The organism is Cellulosimicrobium sp. G4 BAM 1002 (genome assembly GCF_057126935.1).
In genome coordinates this window covers 3,518,844-3,542,355 of sequence record NZ_CP182109.1, presented here as the reverse complement: position 1 = coordinate 3,542,355, position 23,512 = coordinate 3,518,844, and the positions used below count along the sequence as shown (strand labels likewise).

Annotated in this window: 18 protein-coding genes, 1 tRNA gene and 1 riboswitch; of the genes, 7 read left to right on the top strand and 12 right to left on the bottom strand. The window is 72.8% G+C overall.

Going from position 1 to position 23,512, the window contains the following annotated elements; all coding sequences use genetic code 11:
- The first annotated feature begins 52 nt into the window (after positions 1-52).
- Positions 53-126, top strand: a tRNA-Leu gene (locus tag ACMXGY_RS15890).
- A gap of 3 nt (positions 127-129) precedes the next feature.
- Here ACMXGY_RS15890 and ACMXGY_RS15885 read toward each other — a convergent pair.
- Complete coding sequence (locus ACMXGY_RS15885; protein WP_483773949.1) at positions 130-531, bottom strand: VOC family protein; 402 nt, start codon at positions 529-531, stop codon at positions 130-132.
- A gap of 126 nt (positions 532-657) precedes the next feature.
- Positions 658-787: riboswitch (TPP riboswitch) on the top strand.
- Between ACMXGY_RS15885 and ACMXGY_RS15880 the strand changes: the two genes are divergently transcribed.
- The 3 genes from ACMXGY_RS15880 to ACMXGY_RS15870 all read left to right on the top strand — a co-directional run bounded on the left by ACMXGY_RS15880 (position 778) and on the right by ACMXGY_RS15870 (position 3,154).
- A complete protein-coding gene (locus tag ACMXGY_RS15880; RefSeq protein WP_483773948.1) occupies positions 778-1,530 on the top strand; it encodes a TenA family protein in 753 nt (250 codons plus the stop codon). Its footprint overlaps the riboswitch before it by 10 nt.
- A 154-nt stretch (positions 1,531-1,684) precedes the next feature.
- Positions 1,685-2,131 carry a helix-turn-helix domain-containing protein gene (locus tag ACMXGY_RS15875; protein ID WP_483773947.1) on the top strand — a complete coding sequence of 149 codons (447 nt, stop codon included), beginning with the start codon at positions 1,685-1,687 and terminating at the stop codon, positions 2,129-2,131.
- Between the two features lie 84 nt (positions 2,132-2,215).
- A complete protein-coding gene (locus ACMXGY_RS15870) occupies positions 2,216-3,154 on the top strand; it encodes a DUF6882 domain-containing protein (protein ID WP_483773946.1) in 939 nt (312 codons plus the stop codon).
- A 2-nt stretch (positions 3,155-3,156) separates the two neighbouring features.
- Here ACMXGY_RS15870 and ACMXGY_RS15865 read toward each other — a convergent pair whose 3' ends face one another.
- The 5 genes from ACMXGY_RS15865 to ACMXGY_RS15845 form a co-directional block, all read right to left on the bottom strand.
- Positions 3,157-3,771 carry a ClpP family protease gene (locus ACMXGY_RS15865; RefSeq protein WP_483773945.1) on the bottom strand — a complete coding sequence of 205 codons (615 nt, stop codon included), beginning with the start codon at positions 3,769-3,771 and terminating at the stop codon, positions 3,157-3,159.
- On the bottom strand, positions 3,771-4,439 hold the full coding sequence (locus tag ACMXGY_RS15860; RefSeq protein ID WP_483773944.1) for a ClpP family protease: 669 nt from the start codon (positions 4,437-4,439) through the stop codon (positions 3,771-3,773). Before ACMXGY_RS15860 ends, ACMXGY_RS15865 begins: the two co-directional genes overlap by 1 nt.
- A gap of 95 nt (positions 4,440-4,534) precedes the next feature.
- A complete protein-coding gene (locus ACMXGY_RS15855) occupies positions 4,535-10,567 on the bottom strand; it encodes an Ig-like domain-containing protein (RefSeq protein ID WP_483773943.1) in 6,033 nt (2,010 codons plus the stop codon).
- Positions 10,568-10,793: 226 nt separating this feature from the next.
- Positions 10,794-11,057 carry a hypothetical protein gene (locus ACMXGY_RS15850; protein WP_483773942.1) on the bottom strand — a complete coding sequence of 88 codons (264 nt, stop codon included), beginning with the start codon at positions 11,055-11,057 and terminating at the stop codon, positions 10,794-10,796.
- Positions 11,054-11,671, bottom strand: a complete 618-nt coding sequence (locus ACMXGY_RS15845) for an ArsR/SmtB family transcription factor (protein WP_483773941.1) — start codon at positions 11,669-11,671, stop codon at positions 11,054-11,056. Before ACMXGY_RS15845 ends, ACMXGY_RS15850 begins: the two co-directional genes overlap by 4 nt.
- 114 nt (positions 11,672-11,785) lie before the next feature.
- Between ACMXGY_RS15845 and ACMXGY_RS15840 the strand changes: the two genes are divergently transcribed.
- A complete protein-coding gene (locus ACMXGY_RS15840) occupies positions 11,786-12,631 on the top strand; it encodes an oxygenase MpaB family protein (RefSeq protein ID WP_483773940.1) in 846 nt (281 codons plus the stop codon).
- Between the two features lie 6 nt (positions 12,632-12,637).
- Here the strand turns inward: ACMXGY_RS15840 and ACMXGY_RS15835 are convergent, their stop codons facing one another.
- A complete protein-coding gene (locus ACMXGY_RS15835; RefSeq protein ID WP_483773939.1) occupies positions 12,638-13,132 on the bottom strand; it encodes a MarR family winged helix-turn-helix transcriptional regulator in 495 nt (164 codons plus the stop codon).
- 92 nt (positions 13,133-13,224) lie between these two features.
- On the opposite strand from ACMXGY_RS15835, the gene ACMXGY_RS15830 reads away from it, so the two are divergent.
- Positions 13,225-14,457, top strand: coding sequence for an MFS transporter (locus tag ACMXGY_RS15830; protein ID WP_483773938.1), 1,233 nt, complete (start codon positions 13,225-13,227; stop codon positions 14,455-14,457).
- Positions 14,458-14,491: 34 nt separating this feature from the next.
- Here ACMXGY_RS15830 and ACMXGY_RS15825 read toward each other — a convergent pair whose 3' ends face one another.
- Positions 14,492-15,076: a MarR family winged helix-turn-helix transcriptional regulator gene (locus ACMXGY_RS15825; protein ID WP_483773937.1), complete on the bottom strand. Its 585-nt coding sequence runs from the start codon at positions 15,074-15,076 to the stop codon at positions 14,492-14,494.
- A 126-nt stretch (positions 15,077-15,202) separates the two neighbouring features.
- Here ACMXGY_RS15825 and ACMXGY_RS15820 point away from each other — a divergent pair, with 126 nt between their 5' ends.
- Complete coding sequence (locus ACMXGY_RS15820) at positions 15,203-18,370, top strand: efflux RND transporter permease subunit (protein WP_483773936.1); 3,168 nt, start codon at positions 15,203-15,205, stop codon at positions 18,368-18,370.
- 892 nt (positions 18,371-19,262) lie between these two features.
- Here the strand turns inward: ACMXGY_RS15820 and ACMXGY_RS15815 are convergent.
- The 4 genes from ACMXGY_RS15815 to ACMXGY_RS15800 are packed head-to-tail and all read right to left on the bottom strand — an operon-like array spanning position 19,263 to position 23,303.
- Positions 19,263-19,976, bottom strand: coding sequence for a response regulator (locus tag ACMXGY_RS15815; RefSeq protein WP_483773935.1), 714 nt, complete (start codon positions 19,974-19,976; stop codon positions 19,263-19,265).
- Positions 19,973-21,463, bottom strand: a complete 1,491-nt coding sequence (locus tag ACMXGY_RS15810; protein ID WP_483773934.1) for a sensor histidine kinase — start codon at positions 21,461-21,463, stop codon at positions 19,973-19,975. The genes ACMXGY_RS15815 and ACMXGY_RS15810 overlap by 4 nt, the downstream gene beginning before the upstream one ends.
- Positions 21,460-22,314 carry an ABC transporter permease subunit gene (locus tag ACMXGY_RS15805; protein ID WP_483773933.1) on the bottom strand — a complete coding sequence of 285 codons (855 nt, stop codon included), beginning with the start codon at positions 22,312-22,314 and terminating at the stop codon, positions 21,460-21,462. Before ACMXGY_RS15805 ends, ACMXGY_RS15810 begins: the two co-directional genes overlap by 4 nt.
- Positions 22,311-23,303 carry an ABC transporter ATP-binding protein gene (locus ACMXGY_RS15800; RefSeq protein ID WP_483773932.1) on the bottom strand — a complete coding sequence of 331 codons (993 nt, stop codon included), beginning with the start codon at positions 23,301-23,303 and terminating at the stop codon, positions 22,311-22,313. The genes ACMXGY_RS15805 and ACMXGY_RS15800 overlap by 4 nt, the downstream gene beginning before the upstream one ends.
- Positions 23,304-23,512: the final 209 nt, after the last annotated feature.

The window sequence follows — 23,512 nt, the reverse complement described above, 5'->3', positions numbered from 1 at the left end:
CGAGCCGCGTGCGCGGCTCGCCCCTCGACGCGTCCCGGTAGGGTCGGGCGCAGCCCCCATAGCCCAACTGGCAGAGGCGGCCGGCTTAAACCCGGCGCAGTGCGGGTTCGAGTCCCGCTGGGGGCACCGTCACGAGAGCCCCGTCGGCCCGTCCGGCTCGGCGGGCGGCGCGGCCTCCTGGCCGAGGACCACGACGTTGCCGTCGGGGTCCTGCACGCGCGCGACGCGCTCTCCCCACGGCTGGTCGGTCGGCGGCTGGGTCACGGGGACGCCCGCCGCGGCGAGATGCTCGACGGCGCGGTCGCAGTCGTCGACGTACACCCACAGCGCGGTGCGGGCGACGCCCTCGGGCATCGAGCCGTCGTCGAGCCCGATCCCGAGCGGGGAGCCGCCCACGTGCACGCTCACGTAGACGGGAGGGCCGTCGTCGGGGAACGCGTACTCGACCGTCCCGCGCAGCAGGTCGCGGTAGAAGCCGAGCGACCGCTCGACGTCGGCCACGGAGAGGATGGGGAACAGGCTGCGGAACATCGTCGCCTCCAGCACGGGCGCACGCGCAGGTGCGCGCGGTCCTCGATGCCTCCATGGTCGCGCCCCGACCACGCTCCCGCGCGACGGACGTCCGTGCGACGCGGCCGGGCCGCTGCTAGGGTGCCGACGAACCACGCGGGGTGTCCCGCCCGGGCGACGAGCCCGGGCCGAGGGACTGAGACGAGCGGTACGGCCGCCCGGACCCGTCGAACCTGATCTCGCTAGCACGAGCGGAGGAACGTGGGCATGTCGACGCCTGCTGCCATCACCCTGAACCCTGTCCTCGCGGAGGACCCGACCGTCCTCGTGCCGGACGGCGAGGACGGCTTCACCGCCGACCTCGGCCGCCGGTACGTGCACCTGTTCACCGAGTTCTACGACCACCCGTTCCTCGCGGGGCTGCGCGACGGGTCGGTCGACCCGGTGTCCGTGCGGCACTACGTGGGCCAGGACCACCAGTACCTCACGGCGTACCTGCGCTGCTACGGGCTCGGCATGACGCTAGCGCCGGACCGCGAGTGGGCCAGCTGGTTCCACGACAAGGCCGGGTTCCTGCTCGACGACGAGTCGCACGCCCACCACGCGATGTGCGACTTCCTCGGCCTCACGTACGAGGAGGCGCAGACGACGCGCCTCGCGCCGAGCGCGCAGGCGTACGTCGACCACATGCTCGAGGCCGGCCGCGACTCGCTCGGCGTGCTGCTCGCCGCGTTGCTGCCGTGCCCGTGGACGTACATCTGGTCGGCGCGCCGGTTCTGGCTCGCCGAGCGCCCGACGACGCCGGGAGCGATCGCGGACGACCATCCCCTCGCGGGCTGGTGGGAGTTCTACGCGGCCGAGCGCACCGACGGTGTGCTCGCCGACCTGCGCGCCCGCTTCGACGCGCTCGCGGCGGACGCGGGGGAGGCCGAGCGTGCGCGCATGGAGCGCGCGTTCGAGCTGAGCTGCCGGCACGAGATCCGGTTCTGGCAGATGGCGTGGTCGCTCGAGGAGTGGTGAGCCCGCCGCGCCGGCGGTGACGGTGGCTGCCGGGCGCCCGACGTCGTCCCTTACGCCAGGAGCAGATCCTCGCCCGGGTGCTCGGCACCCGGGCGAGGCGCGGGTAGCGTGGCGAGCACCGCGGGGAGCCGGCGGACGACGGACGGGGAGAACGATGAGCGGGACGACGGGGCACCACACCGCCCGGCGGGACGGCGCGCGACCGGAGCCGTTGCTGCGCCACGTCATCGGCGGGATCCTCCGGCGGGCGCGGCTCGCGCAGGGGCGGACCCTCGTCGACGTCGCCGCCGCGGCCCGGGTCTCGACCGCCTACCTGTCCGAGGTGGAGCGCGGCCGCAAGGAGGCGTCGTCGGAGGTGCTCGCCGCGGTGTGCGGTGCGCTCGGCATCCGGCTCGTCGACCTGGTCGCGCGCACCGGCGAGGAGCTGCGGCCCGTCGCCCCGGTGCGTGTGCTCTCGTCCGTCCGTGGGCGCGGCGGGTTGTCTGCCCCGCGCCACGCCGGACCTGCAGGAGCGCCCGTCCGCGACCTCCCGGTCGCCCGCGGCACGACGTCGGTCCGCACCCTCGGTCGGGCCGGAGACGTGCTGCTCGTCGCGGCCTGAGTCCGTGAGGGCCGCTCGAGCGGCGGGGTCGATGCCGCGTGTCGCACCGTGGGGGTGGCTGCGGGGCGCCGTTACCGTCGGATCATGACGGAGCAGCACACCGCGCAGGGCACGGCAGGGCTGGTCGCGACGGAGCCCCGGGACGAGCCCGCGCGTCTTCAGGACCTCGTCGACGACGCCGCGTTCCTCTCGCACGAGCACCAGCTCCACCTCGTCGACCGGCACGGCGACGACGCCTGGAACGCCGAGATGTCGAGCGGGACGTTCACCTTCACGGCCGCGTCCGGAACCACGACGGACTGCCGCCTGCAGTTCCTCGGGACCGCCGCGCCCGGACCGGGCAGCTGGATGTGGTCCTGGCACAACGTCAACGGCTTCCCCGACGACGTGCTGCGCGCCGCCGAGCGGACTCGTGCGACGGGCCTGCCCGAGGCGACGGAGGCCGAGCTCACCCTCGCGGACGACCTGCCGTACCGGCTCGCCCTCGCGGCGAAGGCGACCACCGGCTCCTTCACGCACTACAGCGCGCCCGTCGGCGGCGGCACGCGCGCGTGGTTCCTCCTCGAGCACCCGGGCCTCGACCTGCCCGAGCCGAGCGTGCCGCGCGTCGTGCGCACCTTGAGCGAGGGCCTGCTCTCGGTGACGGTCGTCGACCACCGACGCGCCGTGACGTCGTACGCCGCAGGCCGGGGCCTGCCGCTCGCCGCGCGGGGCGACGACGCCGTGGTGCTCACGGTCCCGGACGGGGCCGTCACCGTGCGGTTCGACGACGCGGGCCGGATCTCCGGCATCCAGGCGGCCGCGGACCGGAGGACGGAGCCGGAGCCGGAACCGGAACCGGAATCGGGGACGGACACCGAGGACGAGGTCACCGCCGCGGTCGGCGACGCTGACCCCGAGCCGGACCCCGAGCCCGAGCCCGGCCCGCAGGCCGAGTCCGAGCCGCAGCCGGAGCCCGCGCGGGACCCGGAAGGGCAGGAGCCCGAGCCGCGCCGTCGGTCCTGGTTCCGACGGCGCGGCTGAGCTCACGCCGCGGCTCGGCCTGCCACCAGCTTGCGCGACGTGACCACCGCGTCGGCGACGCCGTACTCGACGGCCTGACGCGCGGTGAGGACGAGGTCGCGGTCGGTGTCGGCACGCAGCCGCTCGACCGTCTGGCCGGTGTGCCGCGCGAGCACCTCCTCGGTCTCGGACCGGATGCGCAGGATCTCCTCGGCCTGGATCGACAGGTCGGAGATGGTGCCCTCCGCCCCGCCCGAGGGCTGGTGCAGCAGCACGCGCGAGTGCTCGAGGACGAACCGCTTGCCGGGCGTCCCGGCGGCGAGCAGCACCGCCGCGGCGGACGCCGCCTGGCCCATGCAGATGGTGGACACGTCGCAGCGCACGAACTGCATCGTGTCGTAGATCGCCATGAGCGCGGTGGCGGAGCCGCCGGGGGAGTTGATGTACAGCCCGATCTCCTGGTCGGGGGCGTCGGACTCGAGGTGCAGGAGCTGGGCCATGACGACGTTCGCGACGCCGTCGTCGATCTCGGTGCCGAGGAACACGATGCGCTCGGACAGCAGGCGGGAGAAGACGTCGAACGCGCGCTCGCCGAGCGGGGTCTTCTCGACCACGGTCGGGATCGTGTAGCTCGCCATCACAGGCCCACCTTCCGCGCCGTGCGGGCGGGACGGACGTCGTCGACGGACTCGACGATCCGGTCGACCATGCCGTACTCGAGCGCCTGCTGCGCCGTGAACCAGCGGTCGCGGTCGGAGTCGTCGGCGATCGTCTCGACGCTCTGGCCCGTGCTCTCGGCGGTGAGGCGGTGCATGAGGCCCTTGGTGTAGACGAGGTTCTCGGCCTGGATCGCGATGTCGACGGCGGTCCCGCCGATGCCCGCGGACGGCTGGTGCATCATGATGCGCGCGTGCGGCAGGGCGTACCGCTTGCCGGGCGTGCCCGCGCACAGCAGGAACTGGCCCATGCTCGCCGCGAAGCCCATGGCGACGGTCGACACGTCGTTGGGGACGAGCCGCATCGTGTCGTAGATCGCGAGCCCGGCGCTCACCGAGCCGCCGGGGGAGTTGACGTACAGCGCGATGTCGGCGCGCGGGTCCTCCGCCGAGAGCAGGAGGAGCTGCGCGCACAGGCGGTTCGCGACGGCGTCGTCGACGGCGGTGCCGAGGACGACGATGCGCTGGTGCAGCAGGCGCGTCGTGAGCTGGTCGTCGAAGGACGACGCGGGCGCGGCGGTGGCCTCAGCGCGCGGGGCAAGCGTGCGAGGTCGGTCGGAGTGCGGCCGGTCGGTAAGGTGCGTGGTCATGCCCCCACCCTGGCCCTCGGGAGGGCGGGGCGGGAGGCTGATCTGCCGTCGGCGGATGTGCCGACGGCAGATCGATCACCCCTGCTGTCGTGGCGTCACAGGATCGGCCACGGCTTGGATTCGACCACGATTCCACTGGGCGCGGGCGAGATGCTCACGGTCACCTGGGCCGTGCGCTGCGTGCCGTACGGGTTCCCCAGGATGCACCCGAGGTCGACATAGCTGCCGGCCGCGAGGTACCGCGACCAGGTGTAGCTCCCGACCCGGTTGCCGTCGTAGTAGCACTGGAAGTCGTACGTTCCCGAGGGGAACGTCGCGTTCGCGTTGACGCGGAAGACCGTGCACATGTGGCCGACGCAGTTGCCGTAGCCCGGTTGTGTGTCCTGCTGCGGGCCGCGGGTCACCCAGATGGTCGGTGGGACGGGCCTCGGGTCCGTGCGGATCGTGACACCGCTGCTCCAGGGCCCACAACCCGCGGCGTTGCACGCCTGAGCGATGAGGGTGAAGGTCTGGTCGTAGTCGCTGCCGACGTTGACCGTGGTCCCGCTGCCCGAGGTGTTCTGGCTCCCGGACAGCTGCCAGTTGTACCGCGTGACGCCGTTGCCGCCGTTGGACGACGGTGCCGTGATGGTGAAGGTCCCGGTCGTCGCGCCGGTCTTGTTCGGGTTGATCCCCGGAGCGCTGGGCTTCTCGTACGCGTTGATCGACGGGGACGCCGGGCTCGAGGTCGACGTGCCGCCTGCGTTCGTGGCGGTGACGGTGAAGGTGTACGAACCAGGGTTGAGCCCGGTGAAGTCGACCGACGTCCCGTTGACCTGCCGGGTCGTCCCGCCCGGTGACACCGTCACGGTGTACGAGGTGATCGGGCTGCCGTTGGCGTCGGCCGCGCCCCAGGACACGCGCGGGATGCCGCTGTCCTGCGACGACGAGCCGACGTTCTGCACGCTGGGCCTGGGCGGCGCTTCCGGCCGTCCGTACGGGACGACGGCCGCGGACTGCGCGCTCTTCGCGGTCTCGCCGGCCTTGTTCTCGGCCGTGACCGTGAACGAGTACGAGGACTCGTTGTCGAGACCGGTCGCCTTGTGGCTCAGACCCGTGAGTGCGAGCGCGGCGCCGTCGGCCGCGCCGTTCTTGTACCGCTGCAAGCGGTACGTCTTGATCGCGTCGCCGTTCTCGTTCGGCTGCTCCCACGACACGTCGATCGAGCCGCCGTTGAGCGGGGTGTCCGCCGCGCGGACCGCTCGCGGCGCCGTCGGCACCTCCGGGACTCCGGCGGGAATCTCGTCGGCGGAGTACTCGCCCCACTCCGACGGGTCAGGTGCGCGGTTCACGGCCTGGACGCGCACCCGGTAGGCGACGCCGTTCTCGAGGCCCGTCCACACGACCTGGTTCCCCGTGAGGGCCGTCATCTGGATCGCGCCGGACTTCGGGGCCGGGGAGATCTCGAGGTTGACCGTCTCGATGGCCGACCGGTCCGTGTAGGTCTTGTTCGTCCAGGTGACGGTGAGCGACTTGTCGCCGAACTCGAGCTTCGGGGCGGCGGGCGGGTCGGGCTTCTCGTCCGGGCGTGCGACGGCGGAGGCCGGGGAGGCGGGTCCGTCGCCGACGGCGTTCGTGGCAAACACGGTGAACGTGTACTCGACGTTGTTCGTCAGGCCGTCGAGGGTGCAGGTGGTGGTGCCGCACGCCTTCTCGTACCCGTTCTGGGAGCGCACGGTGTACCCGGTGATGTCGGCGCCGTTGTTGTTCGGCGGGTCCCAGGACAGCACGACGGTCTTCGAGCGCACCTCCTCGACCTGCGGGGTCGGTGGGGCGTCGGGCTTGCCGAGCACCTTGAGCTGGACGCGGCCCTCGACCATGCGGTCCGGGTCCTTCGTCGCGTCCTGGATGCGGTAGGTGACGACCATGACGCCGATGAAGTTCTCGGAGGGGGTGACCGTCACGTCGTTCCCGGCGTAGGACACGTCCCCCGTGCCCGTCTCCACGCCGGCACCCACGATCTCGAGCGCGGTGTCGGGGAAGGGGTTGGAGTCGTTCGAGAGCACGTCGACCGTCGTGGGCTTGCCCTGGTGGGCGTCGTCGACGGTGTCGGTGTTGGCGCGCGCCAGCGGTCGCGTGGAGGCGACGACCGTGAGGGTCGCGGTGCCCTCGACCGGCGGGTGCTCGCCGTCGGTCACGGTGATCGGGACCTGGACGACCGAGCCCTTGGGCACGTCCGGCGTGGCCTGCGCGTGCAGGGTGGTGCCCTCGATGGTGACCGTGACGCCCGTCGCGCCTCCGTTGGTCTTGAAGGACAACGCGTCGCCGTCGGGGTCGGTGGCGAAGCGCGCGAGGTCGACCGAGGCCTCCTCGCCCGCCGCGACGTCGAGCGTGGGGGTGCTGAGCTCAGGAGGCAGGTTCTCGGGCGGGATCACGCTGATCGGCAGGGTGAGCAGCGCGGTGTTCCCGTCGGGGTCGTCCGGTCCGGAGCCGTCCGTGACCTCGAAGGTCACGGCCGCCGGGCCCACGTACCCGGCGTTCGAGGTGTAGGTGATCCCGGTCGTGGAGGTGATCTCGCGCGTGCCCTCGAGCGCGGTGACCTTGTCCTCGGTGGTGAGGCGCGGCGTCCGGCCCTCGACGACGAGGACGTAGTCGGTGATGTCGATCGGCAGCGGCTCCCCGCTGTTGACCTCGAGCGGCGTGATGCCCGGGCGCAGGGTGGGCGCCTGGTCCGTGAGGCCGGGGACCTTGACGAACGCCTTGGCGGTCAGGCCGTCGATGTCCGTGACCGTGTACGTCACGACCTGGCGGGCCTCGGCGAGGGCGACGACGAGCTCGCCGTCGTCGGTCACGCTCGCCGTGGTCGCGTCGCTGGTCACCGTGAGCTCGGTCGCCGCACCGTCGGGGTCGTCGTCGTTCTCGAGGACGGGGACCGTGACCTCGGTCTTGCCCAGGACGTCCTCGGCGGGCACGGTGTCGTCCCGCGCGACGGGCGGCTGCAGCGGCGCGTCGGCCGCCACGTTCACCGTGATCGCGCCCGTCGCCCGGGCGCCGTAGCTGTCCTGGATCGCGTAGTAGAAGGTGTAGGAACCGTCGTCCGCGGGGCTCGTGATGACGACCCGGTCGGCCACGACCTCGGCGCCCATGTCGTGCGTGTCCTCGATCCCGGCAGGGACCAGACCCACCTGGTCCCCGTCGGGGTCGGTGTCGTTGGTGAGCGCGTCGACGGCGACCGTGCGCCCTGGGCGCACCGTGACCTCGTCGTCGACGGCGACCGGCGACTGGTTCGCCTCCGCCGGGCGCGCGATGCCGACCTGGACGGTGCCGGTCGCCGTCGCGCCGCGCGCGTCGAGCACCGAGTAGGTGAACGAGTCGTGGCCGGTCGAGTTCTTCGACGCCGCATACTCGAGGTACCCGTCCACGACGCTCGCCGTGCCCTTGGACGCGGGCGACGCGATCCCCGTCAGCTGGACCGAGTCGCCGTCGGGGTCGATCCCGTCGAGCGGGACCGCCACGCGCACGCTCGAGCCCGAGAGCACGCGGGCCTCGATCTCGCGCGGCTGCGGGGGCGCGTTGTCCTCGTCGTCGCGGATGTGGATCGTGACCTGGGCGGAGTCCTCCTGCCCGTTCACGTCGCGCACGCGGTAGATCGCGTAGGCGGTCCCACCCTCGGACCCTGCCTTGAAGCGCAGCGTGTCCTCGGAGACGAACGCCTCACCGAGCGAGGCTTCGACGCCCTGCTCGAGCTCGGGCTGCAGGAACAGCTCGAGCCCGTCGGGGTGGGTGTCGTTCTTCAGCACCGGGATCGTCACGACGTCGCCCGTGTGGACCGTGACCTCGTCCGCCGCGGCGTTCGGGGGCTGCAGCCGCGTCGGTGCCGGGACCGGGATGACCCGCACCTGGCCGGTCGCCGTCTCGGTGCCGTTGGAGGCCGTGTACTCGACCGTCACGGGGCCGTCCAGGCGCCGGATCTCGGTGATGCGCAACATCTGGTGGGCGAGGATCGCGACCGACACCCCGGCGTCGTCGGGCACCCGCACCGACTGGACGACGAGCACGCCGCCCGCGGGATCGGTGTCGTTCGCCAGGACGTCCACCAGCGTCTTGCCCCCCGTGGGCAGCAGCGCCGTGTCCGTGACGACGATCGGCGCACCGGCGGCCTCCGACGGCGGCAGGACGTCCACGCGAACCAGACCCGTCGTCGCGTTCGGACCGTCGGTCACCTGGTATGTCAGGTCGTAGGACCGCGGCTCCATCGACACGAACGTGAACGTGCCCGCGTCGTAATTGGGAGTGATCTCCGCCGGAGCGGACTCCGAGACCGACGCGAGCCGCAGCTCGTCGGCGTTGGGGTCGGTGTCGTTGCGCAGCGGCTCGACGGTCACCGGCTGCCCGGCGGGCACGACGACGTGGTCGTTGACCGCGACGGGCGGCTGCGGTCCGGGGACCACGTCCACGAGGAGCTTGCCCTCGAAGGACAGCTCTCCGTCGGAGACGAGCAGGGTCACGATCTTGCGGCCGGTCGACCCTCCTGCGTCACGGAACTCGACCGTGCCGTCGGGGCGCGAGCGGACGTCGTCGCCGGCGACGGTGGCCGTCGCCGAGGCGAGGTAGAGGTCGTCGCCGTCGGGGTCCTTGAAGTACGGCAGGACCTTGATCGTGGCCTCGCCGCCCTGCGCGACCTTGAGCACCGGGTCACCGGTCTGCTCGGGTGCAGCGTTCTGGTCCCAGGGCGAGACCTTCACGCTCACCCCGGCCTCGGCGACGCCGCCGCGCCCGTCGGAGACGGAGTAGCGGAACGAGCTCGTGCCCTCCGCGTCCTCGGGGACCACCGCCTGGAGCGCCGCGCCACCCATGATCGCCTGCACCGTGGCGTTGCCCGGCGAGTCGCCCGCGAGCGACGCCGTCATGACGTCGCCGTCGGGGTCGACGTCGTTGCCGAGCACCGGCAGGATCGTCGTGCGGCCGGGCCGCACGCCGAAGCTGTCGTCCTTCGGCTGCGGCGGCTTGTTCGGCTGCGTGCGGTCGGCGATGAACTGGTCGACCTGCTCGGGGTTGGTCAGCTCGGCGTCGGACTCCTCGCCCTCGGCCTCCTCCGGCATCACGAGCTCCCAGTCGTCGACCTTCTGGTACTCGTCCGCCGCCATCCACAACGTGCCCGCTGACAGGTCGTTGAGCACGATCACGTGCCGGTTCACCCGGTACTCGAGCCGGGTCTGCGGGTCGATCCCCTCGAGGCGCTCGTCAACGTCACGGTCGGTTCCGGCGCAGTCGCGGATCACCTGCCCCGTCGACGCCCACGCCCCGTACGTGCACCCGCCCAGCTGCACCGGCGCGGCCGGCGTGCCCTGGGCCGCGCGCGTCTGCGCGTCGCCACCCTTCAACGGCTGCGACACGAGCCCGGACGCCGTGGCGACGACCACCTTCTCCGAGGCGTCGGACGGCTGCTGCAACCGGGCGTCGTCCCCGCCCTCGATCGGCACCGACGTGCCCCCGGGGAGGACCAGCGTCGACGCCGACCGGTCCAGGACCACCGGGTCGTCGCCGACCGCCGTCACCTCGACCTCGGAACCCTTGCCCACCGAGAGCGACGACGAGGCGGGCTCACCCTCGACCGCGCCCTTGTCGGTGGTGGCGACGGTCCACAGCGTCCCGGTCTCCGGGATCGCGACGAACACCGTCCCGTCGCCGGACACCGTGAGCGCGCCCTCGCCGCCGACCTCCGCCGTCGGGTCGAGCTTGTCCGCGTCGAACGAGGTCGCGCCGTCGAAGGGGAGCACCCACAGGAGGCCCTCCTCGCCGTCGAGGATCGCCGTCGTCGCACCCCCCGACGCGACCTGCGCGCCCGCGGGAAGCCGGACCTGCCCGTCCAGCTTCAGGTGCGCGACGTTGACGGGAGAGGCGGTGCCGGCCCCCGCGTCGTCGAGCAGCACCCGGCCCTCGTCCTGCTGCACGTCGAACGACCCGCTCCCGGCCACGAGCGACCCGTCCAGAGCCTGCGACTCGTAGTTGAACCGCCCCAGGAGCCCGGCGGACGTCTTGGTCACCCACACGCCCGAGTCGTTCAGGTCGACGTCCGCCGTCGCCTCACCCTCGTAGAACAGGGCGAGCCCCACCAGGGCCGTCGAGAACACCGTGACGGTGCTCACCGACGCCACCCCACGACGATGCTCGCGAATGCTCGTGAGTAGACCCACCGATGCTCCCTCAGTCCCTGGATCGGGGGCACCCGCGCAGCCGGACCCTGTCGCGCCAGGGTGGCGTCGGGCGGGAGGTGCGCGCCCGTGCCCACAGAACGCCCAGTCGAGGGTAACCGAGCAGATGGGGCGGGGGTTATGGGGACGACTCCCCATGGAGGGTGGAATCACCCGACTTTCAGGGCAGGAGGGACACTCGGGACATCGCGGCGCGGTCTTGGTTGCGCTCGCTCGCCGTGTCCAGCGTGGAGCCGAGGCCGGCGTCGAGCGAGGTTGCTGCCGTCGAGACGGGGACGGGGACGCGGCGGGCGTCGAGCGCACGAGCGCGCGCGCCGGCGCGCCGGCGGCCCAGGTCCGTCAGCGTCGACCCGACGAGGACGAGCAGACGGTCGGTCCCGCGCAGCTCCGCGGTACGGGGAAGGGTGGGGGAGTACGCGCTCATGAGGGGTTCTCCTTGCCGTCGATCGTCGGGAAGACGTTGAAGTGGACCTGCACCGGGCGGGCGCCCGGCACGTGTTCCTGGCCCTCGAACCGGCGCAGGGTCGCGTCGAACGCGTCCCATGCCTCGGCGACCTCGTCCATCTGCTCCGCCGTGAGCCACATGCTCGCGGTCGCCAGGCGCGCGCCGTCTAGCCACCGGGGAGGCAGCTCGGAGGACCGGTCGAGGAACGCCTGGATCTTGCGTGCGCGGGCGCTCTCGAACTCACGGCTGACCATCGTGCCCGCGAGCATCGACGCCGCGTCGGCGTCGGCGTGGTCGTCCGGGAGGCTCACGGTGAAGCCCCCGGGTGAACGCTCCCACCACCTCTCCCGTCCCGTGCCCCGTCCGGCGACCTCGCGGACGAAGCCGTGCCGGGCGAGCTGGCGCAGGTGATAGCTCGTCGACCCGCTCGACTCGCCGACCAGGTCGGCCAACCGGCTCGCGGTGAGCGCCCCGTGGGTCGAGAGCAGGTCGAGGATCTGGATCCGTAACGGGTGCGCGAGCGCCTTGAGCTGTGCCGGCCCGAGAGCCGGGTGGCCCTCGACGGCCTTCGGGGTGCTTCCGTCCTTGCTCATGCCGACGACCGTAGTAGTGCAAAGGAACATTTGCAAGTGTTTCTTTGCAGCGAGTTCTTGGGAGTTCGCCGGCCCTGTGAGGCATGGGAGCGCACCGGGTGCGAGCATCGGTGCATGGTGAACGTCGTCGAGCGGGCGCGGGGCGCTGCCGAGGAGGCGATCTTCCGCAGGATCGCCGGGCCGGACGCGGCCGCGACGCGGGCCCGCATCCACGAGACGCCAGGCCCCCGCTGGTTCGCGGCGGGATCTCCGATCCAGCGGGTCCACGGGGACGCGTCCATGTTCGTCGGCGGACTGCGCGCGCTGCTCCTCCAGAGCCTGCACCCGCTGGCCATGGCCGGCGTCGCCGCCCACTCGGGGTTCCGGGGCGACCCGTGGGGCAGGCTGCAGCGCACGTCGACGTTCATCGCCGTCACGACCTTCGGCACCGCGGACGACGCCGCACGGGCGGTCGACGCCGTCCGCGCCGTGCACGAGCGGGTGCGGGGCCGCGCCGCCGACGGGCGGCCCTACGCCGCGAGCGACCCCGACCTCCTGCGCTGGGTCCACGTCGCCGAGACGCAGAGCTTCCTCGTCGCGCACCAGGCCTTCGGGCACCGGCCGCTCGACGCGTCGGGCTGCGACGAGTACGTGACGCAGGCGGCCGTCGTCGGCCATCGGCTGGGGGTCCAGGACGCACCTCTGACGCGGCGGGAGCTCGACGCCGCGGTCGACGGCTACCGCGACGAGCTCACGCTCTCGCCGGCTGCGCTCGACGCCGCGCGCTTCCTGCTCGTCGAGCCACCGCTGCCGCCCGTCGTCCGCCCGCTCTACGCGGGGCTCGCGCTCGCGGCGCGCGAGTCGCTGCCCGCCTGGGCCCGGGACGGGATGCCGCGCGTCCGGGGGGTCCCTGCGCGGCTGGCGAAGCCCGCGGGCGCCGCGGTGACGCGCCTGGTGCGCTGGTCGCTCGCGAGGTCGTGAGGCGCGTCAGTCGCCGTCGCGCCGACGCCGGTACGCGTCGAGGTCGGCGTTGAGGCGGCCGAGGAGCTCGGCGAGCAGCGAGCGGTCGAGGCGCGACCAGCCGTCGAGCACGTCGGCGTAGAGCTCGGTCCGCGCCGCGCGGTGCCGCGCTAGCTCGTCGAGGCCGTCCGCGGTCGGCCGCACGACGACGGAGCGTCCGTCGTGCGGGTCGCGAGCCCTCTCGACGTGTCCCGCGCGCTCGAGCGCGACGACCTGTCGGGTCACGGTCGACCCGTCGAGCCCCAGCCGTTCGGCGAGCGCGTTGACGTTCTGCGGCCCGTGGGTGCCGAGCGCGTGGAGCAGGAGGTACCCCGAGCGGTCGAGCGTCCCACCGCTTCGCGACGTCCCGGGAGCGCCGGACGCGCGGGTGCGTTCCGCGCGGCGCAGGAGCTGGGCGACCTGGAGCTCGATGGCGCCGAGCGTCTCGTGGGCGGCGAGATCGTTTCCTGCGGCAACGTTCATGGGTGTATCTTACAGACAGATACCTGCTATATACAGGTAGTTGCGAACCGCGAAGGTTCGCTCTCCACCCTCGACCCAGGAAGTGCACCCGAGTGGCCACCCCGCGCAACGAACCGCACCGCACCGCGATCTACGCGACCGCCCTCACGGCGTTCTTCGCGATCGCCGGCATCGCCGTCGTCGACCCGATCCTCCCCGTCATAGGGGCCGAGATCGGCGCGTCGACCTGGCAGATCGAGCTCCTGTTCACCGCGTACATCGCGGTCATGGCGCTCGGCATGATCCCCGCCGTCCTGGCGACCGGTCGCTTCGGCTACAAGAAGATCCTCGTGGCGGGGGTCTCCCTCGTCGCCGTCGCCGCGGTGCTCGCGGCGCTGAGCACCACGATCGGCCAGCTCGCGGCGCTGCGTGGCCTGTGGGGTCTCGGCAACGCGATGTTCTTCGCGACGGCGATGGTCCTGCTCGTGTCCCTCGCGAACGACCGCGAGTGGGTCGTCGGGCTGTTCGAGACGTGCGTGGGTCTCGGGTTCGCCGTCGGGCCGCTGATCGGCGGCCTCCTCGGCGGCATCTCGTGGCGCGTCCCGTTCTTCGTGTGCGGCGTGTTCATGGTCGTGGCGCTGCTCGTCTCGGTGACGCGGCTCCAGGACCCTGTCGAGAAGCCCGCCCCGCTGCATGTCGGTCAGGTGTTCCGGCTGTTCCGCAAGCCGGGCTTCCTCGCGCTGTCCGCCGTCACCGCGGCGTACAACTTCTGCTTCTTCGTCGTCCTCGGGTACACCCCGGTGTTCCTCGGCCTCGACGTCGTCCCGCTCGGCCTGGTGTTCACGGCGTGGGGCATCGGGCTCGCGTTCGGGATCCTCGTCGTCGGGCACCGGCTCGCGCACCGCGTCGGCGCGGTCCAGACCCTCGGGGTCGCGATCGCCGGAGTGCTCGTGGCGCTCGTGCTCCTCGCCCTCGACCTCGGGACGGCGTGGTCCGTCGTGGTGCTCGTCGGTGCCGGCGTCTTCATGGGCATCGCGAACGCCAACCTCACCGACCTCTCGCTCGCGCTCGGCGACCCCGACCGGCGCGTGACGACCGGCGCCTTCAACCTCGTCCGCTGGGGCTTCGCCGCCCCCGCACCGGTGATCGCCGGTCTGCTGCACCCCGTGTCCGCGACCGCACCGTTCTGGCTCGGGGCCGGCGTCCTCGTCGTCGGGGTGGTCGTGTTCGTGGCGTTCGCGCACCGCATGGCCGGGGAGCTCGGCGAGCACGTGCTGTGGTCGCGCTGGAACCGTCGGGCGCGCGCCGTCGAGGGCAGCCCCGAGGAGGCGCTGGGCGAGGTCTGACCCGCCCGGCACGGCTCAGGTCGGTCCAGCGCCGTCAGCCAGCTCCGTCGGTCGGGTCCGCCGCGCCACGCCCACCGCGGGGGCCGCCCTGCTCGGTGGCGTCGTCACCGGGTTCGGCAGGGCGGCGTCCGCCCGCCGGGCGCCGAGCGGCCTCGTGCGCCACCTCGGTGAGCGCCTCGAGACCCGTGGTGAGCGCCCGGAGGTCCGCGACGTCGAGCCCCTCGAGCAGGCCGAGCGGCTCGTCCTCCTGCGCCGCGATCCGGCGCACGGCGGCGGCGCCGCGCTCGGTGGCGGCCACGAGCCGCACGCGACCGTCCTGCGGGTCCGGGCGGCGGACCGCCATGCCCGCGGCCTCGAGCCGGTCCACGATCCCGGAGAGCGTCGCGGGCGAGATGCCGAGGACCTCGGCGAGCCGGTGCGAGCTCGTCTCGCCGTCGAGCTGGAGGACGGCGAGCGCGCGCAGCTGCGGGACGGTGAGCGTCGTGCGGAGCAGGGGCTCGAGACGCTGGGCCAGGAGCAGCTCGGCGAGCCTGCGCTGGGCGTCGTGGAACCGTCCGACGAGCGCAGCGCGGTCGTCGGCGGCCGGGTCCGGCTCCTCCGGTGGCTCGGGCTGCGTCACGGCGCAGACTCTAACCGAGCCTGACGCGGCACACCCGGGAACCAACGCCAGATGCTTCGCGTTAGGCTAACGAAATCTGCGACGCCGACGTCGTCTCCCCACCGACCTGGAACCCCTGGAGGCTCCGTGTCCCGTCTTGCCCGGCTGTCGTTGGCCAACCGTGCGCTCGTCGCGCTCGCCACCGTCGCGATCGCGATCTTCGGCGTCGTCAGCATGGGATCGCTCAAGCAGGAGCTGATCCCGAGCCTCCAGATCCCCACGGCCGCCGTCGTGGGGGTGTACCCCGGGTCGGCGCCCGCGATCGTCGAGCAGCAGGTCACCGTCCCCGTCGAGACGGCGGCCCGTGCCGTCAAGGGCGTCGAGGACGTGACCTCGACGTCGTCCACCGGCATGTCCGTCACGACCGTGCAGTTCGCCTACGGCACCGACATGGACTCCGCCGCGTCCCAGCTGCAGACCGCGATCACGCGCCTGCAGTCGCAGCTTCCCGAGGACGTCGAGCCGCAGGTCGTCACCGGGTCGATCGACGACCTCCCCGTGATCCAGCTCGCCGTGTCGGGCGGTACCGACGACGCCGACCTCGCCGAGACGGTCGAGTCGAGCGTGGTCCCCGCCCTCGAGGACGTCGAGGGGGTGCGCAGCGTCGCGGTGAGCGGCGTCGCGGACCAGCAGGTGACGATCGACCTCGACGTCGCCGCGCTCGCCGCGGCCGGGCTGAGCCCCGCGCAGGTCACGACGATCCTCCAGGACAACGGCGTGGTGATCCCTGCGGGCACCGTGAGCGAGGGCGACCGGACGCTCAGCGTGCAGGTCGGCACCGCCGTCACGACCGTCGACGAGCTCGCCGCGCTGCCGCTCCTCTCGCCGGCCGCCGCGCCCGGCACGCCGCCCGTCGCGCTCGGCGACGTCGCGACCGTCACCGCCGGCCCCGAGCCTGCGACGTCGTTCTCGCGGCTCGACGGGGAGACGGCGCTCGCCGTCGCGATCACCAAGACCCCGGCCGGCAACACCGTCGAGGTGTCGCACGCCGTCCAGGACGCGATCGACGACCTCGACGGTGTGCTCGAGGCCCAGGACGTGCGCGTCGAGGTCGTGTTCGACCAGGCGCCGTTCATCGAGGAGTCGATCGAGGGCCTCGCGACCGAGGGCCTGCTCGGCCTGCTGTTCGCGGTCGTCGTCATCCTGCTGTTCCTGGCCTCGCTGCGCTCGACCCTCGTCGCTGCGGTGTCGATCCCGCTGTCGCTGTTCGTGACCTTCATCGTCATGAACGCCACGGGCTACACCCTGAACATCCTCACGCTCGGCGCCATGACCGTGGCGATCGGCCGCGTGGTCGACGACTCGATCGTCGTGATCGAGAACATCAAGCGGCACCTGTCGTACGGCGAGGAGAAGCGCGGCGCGATCGTCGGTGCCGTCAAGGAGGTCGCGGGCGCGATCACGGCCTCGACCGTGGCCACCGTCGCCGTCTTCCTGCCGATCGCTCTCGTCGGCGGCATGGTGGGCGAGCTGTTCCGGCCGTTCGCCGTGACCGTCGCCCTCGCGATGCTCGCGTCGCTCTTCGTGGCCCTGACGATCGTCCCGGTGCTCGCGTACTGGTTCGTCAAGTCCCCGCCGGTGCCCGCCGACCCCGAGGCGGCACGCCTCGCGGGCGAGCGCGCCCGTGCCGCCGCGGAGGAGAAGGAGCGCCGCGGCATCTGGCAGCGCGGGTACGTGCCGACGCTCCGTGCGGCGCTCCGCCACCCGGTCATCACGCTCACCGTCTCCGTCGCGATCCTCGCGGGCACGCTCGCGCTCGTGCCGCGCCTCGAGACCAACTTCCTCGGCGACACCGGCCAGGACACCCTGACCGTCACGGAGTCCTTCGCCCCCGGCACGTCGCTCGACGCGCAGGACGCGTCGGCGCGCGAGGTCGAGGAGGCGCTCATGGGCGTCGACGGCGTCACGACCGTGCAGACGACGGTCGGGACCGCGGGCGGCCCCGAGGCGGCGTTCTTCGGCGGCGGCGGTTCCCCGACGGCGACGTTCGCCGTCACGCTCGACCCCGACGCCGACCCGGTGGCGGCCCAGCAGGACGTGCGCGACGCCGTCGGCGGCCTGAGCAGCGAGGCGAGCGAGGGCATCGAGGTCGCCGGGGCAGACGCCGCGTTCGGCAGCACGACGGTCGACCTCGTCGTCCGCGCCCCCGACACCGAGACCCTCGCCGCGGCGGCCGCCGACGTCCAGGAGCTCGCGGAAGGGACCGACGGCGCCGCGCAGGTCACGAACAACCTCGCCTCCGCCCAGGCGACGGTCCAGGTGACGGTGGACCGCGACGCGGCCGCCGCCGTCGGGCTCACCGAGACGCAGGTGGCCGGGACGGTCGCCGGGACCATGTCCCCGGTGCCGGTCGGCACCGTGAACCTGGGCGACGGACCCGTCCAGGTGCGCGTGCTCGCAGGCCAGGCGCCCGCCACCGTGGCCGAGCTCGAGCAGGTCGTCCTCCCGACCGCCGTCGGGCCGGTGCCCCTCACGCAGGTGGCCGAGGTCGCGGAGGTCGAGGTACCCACGTCGATCACACGCGTCGACGGCGAGCGCAGCGCGACCATCTCCGTCACCCCCGCGGGCCAGGACCTCGGGGCGCTCACCACCGAGCTCACCACCGCGATCGACGGCCTCGAGCTCGAGGGCGGGGCGACCGTCGAGATCGGCGGTGTCGCGTCCGACCAGGCCGACGCGTTCGCCGACCTCGGCCTGGCGCTGCTCGTCGCCATCGCGATCGTCTACCTCGTCATGGTCGCGACGTTCCGCAGCCTCCTGCAGCCGTTCATCCTGCTCGTGTCGATCCCGTTCGCCGCGACGGGCGCGCTGCTCCTCCTGCTCGCGACCGCGACGCCTCTCGGCGTGCCGGCTCTCATCGGCCTGCTCATGCTCGTCGGGATCGTCGTGTCCAACGCGATCGTGCTCATCGACCTCATCAACCAGTACCGCGAGCGCGGCCGCACGCTCGACGACGCCGTCATGGAAGGCTCGCGCAAGCGTCTGCGGCCCATCGTCATGACGGCGGCGGCGACGATCTTCGCCCTCACGCCCATGGCGATCGGCATCACCGGTGGCGGCGCGTTTATCTCCCAGCCCCTCGCGCTCGTCGTGATCGGCGGCCTGCTGAGCTCCACGCTGCTCACGCTCGTCGTCGTGCCGGTGCTCTACACGCTCGCCGAGCGTCGCGGCGAGAAGCGCGCGGCGAGGCGCGCCGCCAAGCAGGAGGCGGCGGCGCAGGCCGAGGTCGAGAAAGCAGCGGTCGCCCGGGCCTGATCCGTCCGCCCGTCCGACCGTTCGGGCGGGCGGGCGTTCGGGCGGGCGGGCGGTCGTGGCGGGGTCCGCGTGCGGGGCGGCGTCGGTGCTCGGGCTGGCCGCGCCGTCACCGTGGTCAGTCGGGCGTGGGTTTGAGGAGCGCGGCCTTGACGCCCTTCGCATCCGACGCCGCCCCACCCGCTCAGCCCTCCCGTCACCCTGGCCAGGTGGCCGAGTCGTGCCGAGGTAGAACCCTGGTCGCGCGAAGTAGAACCGTGGTCCGCCGAGGTAGAACCCTGGTCCCGCGAAGTAGAACCGTGGCCCCGCGAAGTAGAACCGTGGTCCGCCGAGGTAGAACCGTGGTCGCGCGAGGAGGAAGCCGGGTCGTCGGGGTCGAACCGCCGGTCGGTCAGGCCGTGGTCAGACGCCGAACACGACTTGGGTGTCGTCATCCAGGCTGTGGAGACCCTCAGGTCGTGTTCGACCGCGCGCCACGTCGTGTCCGGCGGTGACCGCGGCTCGGGCCTCAGGCAAACGGCGGGACGGCGGGAGACCCGCCCCGCGGGCCGTTGGCCCGGGTGAGCACAGACCGAGGTGGGGCGACGCCGGGAGGGGTGGGTGGGGGCGCCGCGTCGTGGTCGGGCCTGGCGGGAGCCGCGAGGAACGAGCGGCGGATGGTAGACGCGGCGCCCCCACCCACCCCGACACCCAAGCCGACCACGCGCCGTCGGACATGAACCAGCGTTCTACTTCGCGTGACCACGGTTCTACTTCGGCGGACCGGGGTTCTACTTCGCGTGACCACGGTTCTACTTCGGCGGACCGGGGTTCTACTTCGCGTGACCACGGTTCTACTTCGGCGGACCGGGGTTCTACTTCGCGTGACCGCGGTCCTACCTCGGTGCGGTGGGCCTCAGGACGGGCGGGCGACGCCGGTCTCGTACGCGAGGACCACGGCCTGGACGCGGTCGCGGAGGCCGAGCTTGCCGAGGACGCGACCGACGTGGGTCTTGACCGTGGCCTCGGACAGGACGAAGCGCTCGGCGATCTCTGCGTTGGTCAGGCCCTCGCCGAGGGCTTCGAACACCTCGAGCTCGCGCGCGGTGAGCTCGGCGAGGCGCGGGTCGTCCCGGCCGGTCGCCGCGGAGCCGGGTGCTGCTGCACCGTTCTCGGGGAGCTGGCCGGAGAACATCTCGAGCATGCGTCGGGTGATGCGGGGCGAGACGGCGGCGTCGCCGCTCGCGACGGCGCGGATCGCGCCGACGAGCTCGCCGGGCTTGGCGTCCTTGAGGAGGAAGCCGCTCGCGCCGGCGCGCAGGGCGGCGAACGCGTACTCGTCGAGGTCGAACGTCGTGAGGATGATGACGCGCGACGCCGGCTGGGCGGCGACGATGCGCTCGGTCGCCTCGATGCCGTTCGTGCCGGGCATGCGGACGTCCATGAGCACGACGTCGGGGCGCAGCGCGGACGCCTGCGCGACGCCCGTCTCGCCGTCGCCGGCCTCGCCGACGACCTCGATGTCGTCCTCGGCGGCGAGGATCATGCGGAAGCCCATGCGCAGGAGCGCCTGGTCGTCGACGAGCAGCACGCGGATCGGCGTGGCGGCTCGGTCAACGCTGTCGGTCATCGCTCTTCCTGTCGTTCGTGGCCGGGGTCGAGGTCGAGCCGCAGGCTCGCCCGCACCTCCCAGCCGGTGCCGCTCGGTCCTGCCGTCACGGTACCGCCGTAGACGGCGGCCCTCTCCCGCATCCCGATGATCCCGCGCCCGGTGCCGACGGGGACGCCGGGCGGGTGCTGCTCGGCGACCGACGGTGGGAGGTCGCGCTGGTCGGCGACGTCGCCCTCGCCCGGCCGGCGGCCGGCCTGGTTGACGACGCGCAGCTCGAGCCAGTCGGCTCCCGGTTCGGCCCGACGGGAGACCTCGACGAGGACGATCGGGGACAGCGGTGCGTAGCGCAGCACGTTCGTCAGGGCCTCCTGGACGATGCGGTGCGCGGTCTGGCGCAGGGCGGGCCCCGGTGTCGGCTGCGGGCCGGAGCGCACGAGCCGCACGGGCAGGCCGGCGGTGCGGAAGCGCTCGACGATCTCCTCGAGCTCGGGGGTCTCGTGCGCGGGCGCGAGAGGTGCGGCCGGCTCGCCGCCGGGCTCGCGCAGGACGCCGAGAACGCGCCGCATGTCGGCGAGCGCCGCGCGCCCGGTGGCGGTGAGCTCGTCGAGCGCGTGGCCCGCGAGCTCGGGGTTCTTCGCTCCCGACGCCTTGGCGCCGTCCGCGAGGGCGACCATGACGGTGATGGAGTGCGCGACGACGTCGTGCATCTCCCGGGCGATGCGGGCGCGCTCGGCGGCGGCGGCGAGCTGCGACTGCTGGTCCCGGTCACGCGCGATGGAGTTGGCGCGCTCGACGAGGTCGGAGACGTGCTGGCGCCGAGCCCGGACGTTGGTGCCGATCGCGAGGGCGACGAGGCACAGGATGGTCGTGACGAGGATGCCGACGACGCGGTCGACGGTCGCGCGACCGGGCTCCACGGCCTGGCGCACGAGCTCGCCGTCGTCCATGGTGACGATGTCGTACCAGAGCAGGGTCGCGGCGGACAGCGCGAGCACCACGATCGCGAGCACCGGCCAGGCGATCCGCGACGGTCGCGACGCCGCGACGGCGTACACGGCGAACATCCCGGCGACCTCGAACCCGGCGGTGTCGCCCGTGACCGCGATCGCCAGGACCCCGAGCGCGGCGAGCGCGAGCGCGACGGTCACCGGTCGTCGTCGCCGCCAGTACAGGAGCGCGCCGCCAGCGAGGAAGAACACGAGCGAGAGAGCGGTCGAGCCGCGCGGCTGCTCCGCGAGCAGGACGTAGAGCACCCCGGGGACGACGAAGATCGCGACGATCACCCAGTCCATGACGACGGGGTGCCGGGCGAAGTAGCGACGCACGGGGCCGAGGCGGCGCGCGTCGAGCTCGGTGAACGGTTCGGGCGCGGCCCGCATGGCGAGCGGGGCCGGCGCTGTCGGGCCGGGGCCGCGCGGCGTCGTCGTGCCCGGGCGTGTCACGGCCGACGCCGGACGAGCGGGCTGCTCGTCCGGCGTCGGCGGGGTGGTGGACGGGGTGGTCACGCGTCCCGGCGCTTGAGCACGAGGGCCGCCACGCCGAGCGAGACGACGGCCCAGCCCGCCATCGCGGCGGTCGCGGCACCGGGCGAGAGCACCTCGGTACCGCCGGCGTCGGCCTCCGTGACCGCCATCATCGCGGTGGCCAGGTTCATGGGCAGGAACTTCGCGATGTCCTGGACCCACTCCTGGCTGAGGAAGCTCGCCACGAGCGGGAGGACGAACAGGAAGGCGACGAGCGTGAAGATGGACCCGGCCGAGTGGCGCATGATCGTGCCGACGCCCACCGCGAGGAGCGCGACGAGCGCGAGGTACCCGGCGCACGCGAGGATGACGCGCTGCACGACGGGGTCGCCGAGGTCGGGCACGAGGTCGTTCCCGGAGAGCATGGGCATGGTCACGAGGTACGACAGCGCGATCCCGACGAGCCCGACGACGAACGTCACGACGCCGATGATCCCGGCCTTGGCCCACAGGGCGGGCAGGCGCGTCGGGACGGCGCTGAGCGTGGAGCGGATCATCCCGGTCGAGTACTCGCCCGTGACGACGAGCGCGCCGAGGACGGCCACGGAGAGCTGAGCGAAGATGTAGCCGAGGACGATCGCCTGGACCGTCGAGATGTTGCCCATCTCCGCAGCCATCTCCGGGCTGCCGGCGGCGAGGTTGAACGAAGCCGCCATGGACATGCTGAACAGCACCATGACGACGATCGTCGTGCCGATCGTCCACCACGTGGAGCGCAGCGAGCGGAACTTGATCCACTCCGAGCGCAGCACGTGACCGAACGTCAGGCGGTACGGGGAGGTGCGGGACACCGTCGGGCTCGTCGCGCCGGGGGCGAGGGCGGTGGCGCTCATCGCTGCGCTCCTTCCAGGGAGTCGGTGGCGGCCGGGGCGCCGGCGGGCGCGGCGCCCGTGGCTCCGTGGCCGACGTGGATCTGGGCGGACTCGGTCTGGTACTCGACCGCATCCGCCGTGAGGGCCATGTACGCGTCCTCGAGCGTCGACGCCACGGGCGTGAGCTCGTGCAGGACGAAGCCCTTCGCGGCCGCGAGCTCACCGATGCCGGGGGCGTCCGCACCCGCGACGACGAGCAGGCTCGGCTCGTCGCTCGTGACGGTCGCGCCGTCGCGCGTGAGGAGCTCGGCGAGCTGTGTCGCGTGCGGCGTGCGGACCTTGACGGTGCGCTGCTGGGTGCCGTTGACGATCTCGCTCACCGGGGCGTCCGCGATGATGCGGCCCTTGCCGATGACGATGATGTGGTCGGCGGTCAGCGCGACCTCGCTCATGAGGTGGCTCGAGAGGAACACGGTGCGGCCCTCCGACGCGAGGTAGCGCGCGAGGTTGCGCACCCACAGCACGCCCTCGGGGTCGAGGCCGTTGACCGGCTCGTCGAGGATGAGGGTCTTGGGGTCGCCGAGCAGCGCGGACGCGATGCCGAGGCGCTGCCCCATGCCGAGCGAGAAGCCGCCGACGCGCTTCTTGGCGACGGTCTGCAGGCCGGTCATCTCGATGACCTCGTCGACGCGCTTGGTCGGGATGCCGTGCGTCGCGGCCATCGCGAGGAGGTGGTTGTAGGCGGAGCGCCCGGTGTGGACCGCCTTCGCGTCGAGCAGCGCACCCACCTCGGTGAGGGGGGAGCGGTGCTGCGCGTACGGGCGCCCGTTGACGATGACGGTCCCCGCGGTCGGCCGGTCCAGGCCCATGATCATGCGCATGGTCGTGGACTTGCCGGCGCCGTTGGGGCCGAGGAAGCCGGTGACGGTCCCAGGACGCACGGTGAACGAGATGCCGTCCACCGCGGTCTTGGGCCCGTACCGCTTGGTCAGGCCTCGTGCTTCGATCATGACTTCGCCCCTCCGAGGGTCGTTCGTCCGGGTTGGATCTGGTGCTCGCGGGCGGGGGTCGCGCCGGGGGTGGCCGGGGACCTCACCGCGAGGTACGCCACGAGCCTAGGGACGTGCCCGACGTCGGACAGCCACCTAGCGACGTATCTTGCCCCTGCCGTGGGCCGGGCGGCGTACATCGCGCGGCGTACGCCGCGCGTCGTCTGGTG

Coding starts and splice junctions, on each gene's coding strand:
- ACMXGY_RS15885 (WP_483773949.1), bottom strand. CDS start 531: ATGTTCCGCAGCCTGTTCCCCATCCTCTCCGTGGCCGACGTCGAGCGG.
- ACMXGY_RS15865 (WP_483773945.1), bottom strand. CDS start 3,771: ATGGCGAGCTACACGATCCCGACCGTGGTCGAGAAGACCCCGCTCGGC.
- ACMXGY_RS15845 (WP_483773941.1), bottom strand. CDS start 11,671: ATGAGCAAGGACGGAAGCACCCCGAAGGCCGTCGAGGGCCACCCGGCT.
- ACMXGY_RS15880 (WP_483773948.1), top strand. CDS start 778: ATGTCGACGCCTGCTGCCATCACCCTGAACCCTGTCCTCGCGGAGGAC.
- ACMXGY_RS15805 (WP_483773933.1), bottom strand. CDS start 22,314: ATGAGCGCCACCGCCCTCGCCCCCGGCGCGACGAGCCCGACGGTGTCC.
- ACMXGY_RS15870 (WP_483773946.1), top strand. CDS start 2,216: ATGACGGAGCAGCACACCGCGCAGGGCACGGCAGGGCTGGTCGCGACG.
- ACMXGY_RS15815 (WP_483773935.1), bottom strand. CDS start 19,976: ATGACCGACAGCGTTGACCGAGCCGCCACGCCGATCCGCGTGCTGCTC.
- ACMXGY_RS15835 (WP_483773939.1), bottom strand. CDS start 13,132: ATGAACGTTGCCGCAGGAAACGATCTCGCCGCCCACGAGACGCTCGGC.
- ACMXGY_RS15860 (WP_483773944.1), bottom strand. CDS start 4,439: ATGACCACGCACCTTACCGACCGGCCGCACTCCGACCGACCTCGCACG.
- ACMXGY_RS15875 (WP_483773947.1), top strand. CDS start 1,685: ATGAGCGGGACGACGGGGCACCACACCGCCCGGCGGGACGGCGCGCGA.
- ACMXGY_RS15800 (WP_483773932.1), bottom strand. CDS start 23,303: ATGATCGAAGCACGAGGCCTGACCAAGCGGTACGGGCCCAAGACCGCG.
- ACMXGY_RS15850 (WP_483773942.1), bottom strand. CDS start 11,057: ATGAGCGCGTACTCCCCCACCCTTCCCCGTACCGCGGAGCTGCGCGGG.
- ACMXGY_RS15840 (WP_483773940.1), top strand. CDS start 11,786: ATGGTGAACGTCGTCGAGCGGGCGCGGGGCGCTGCCGAGGAGGCGATC.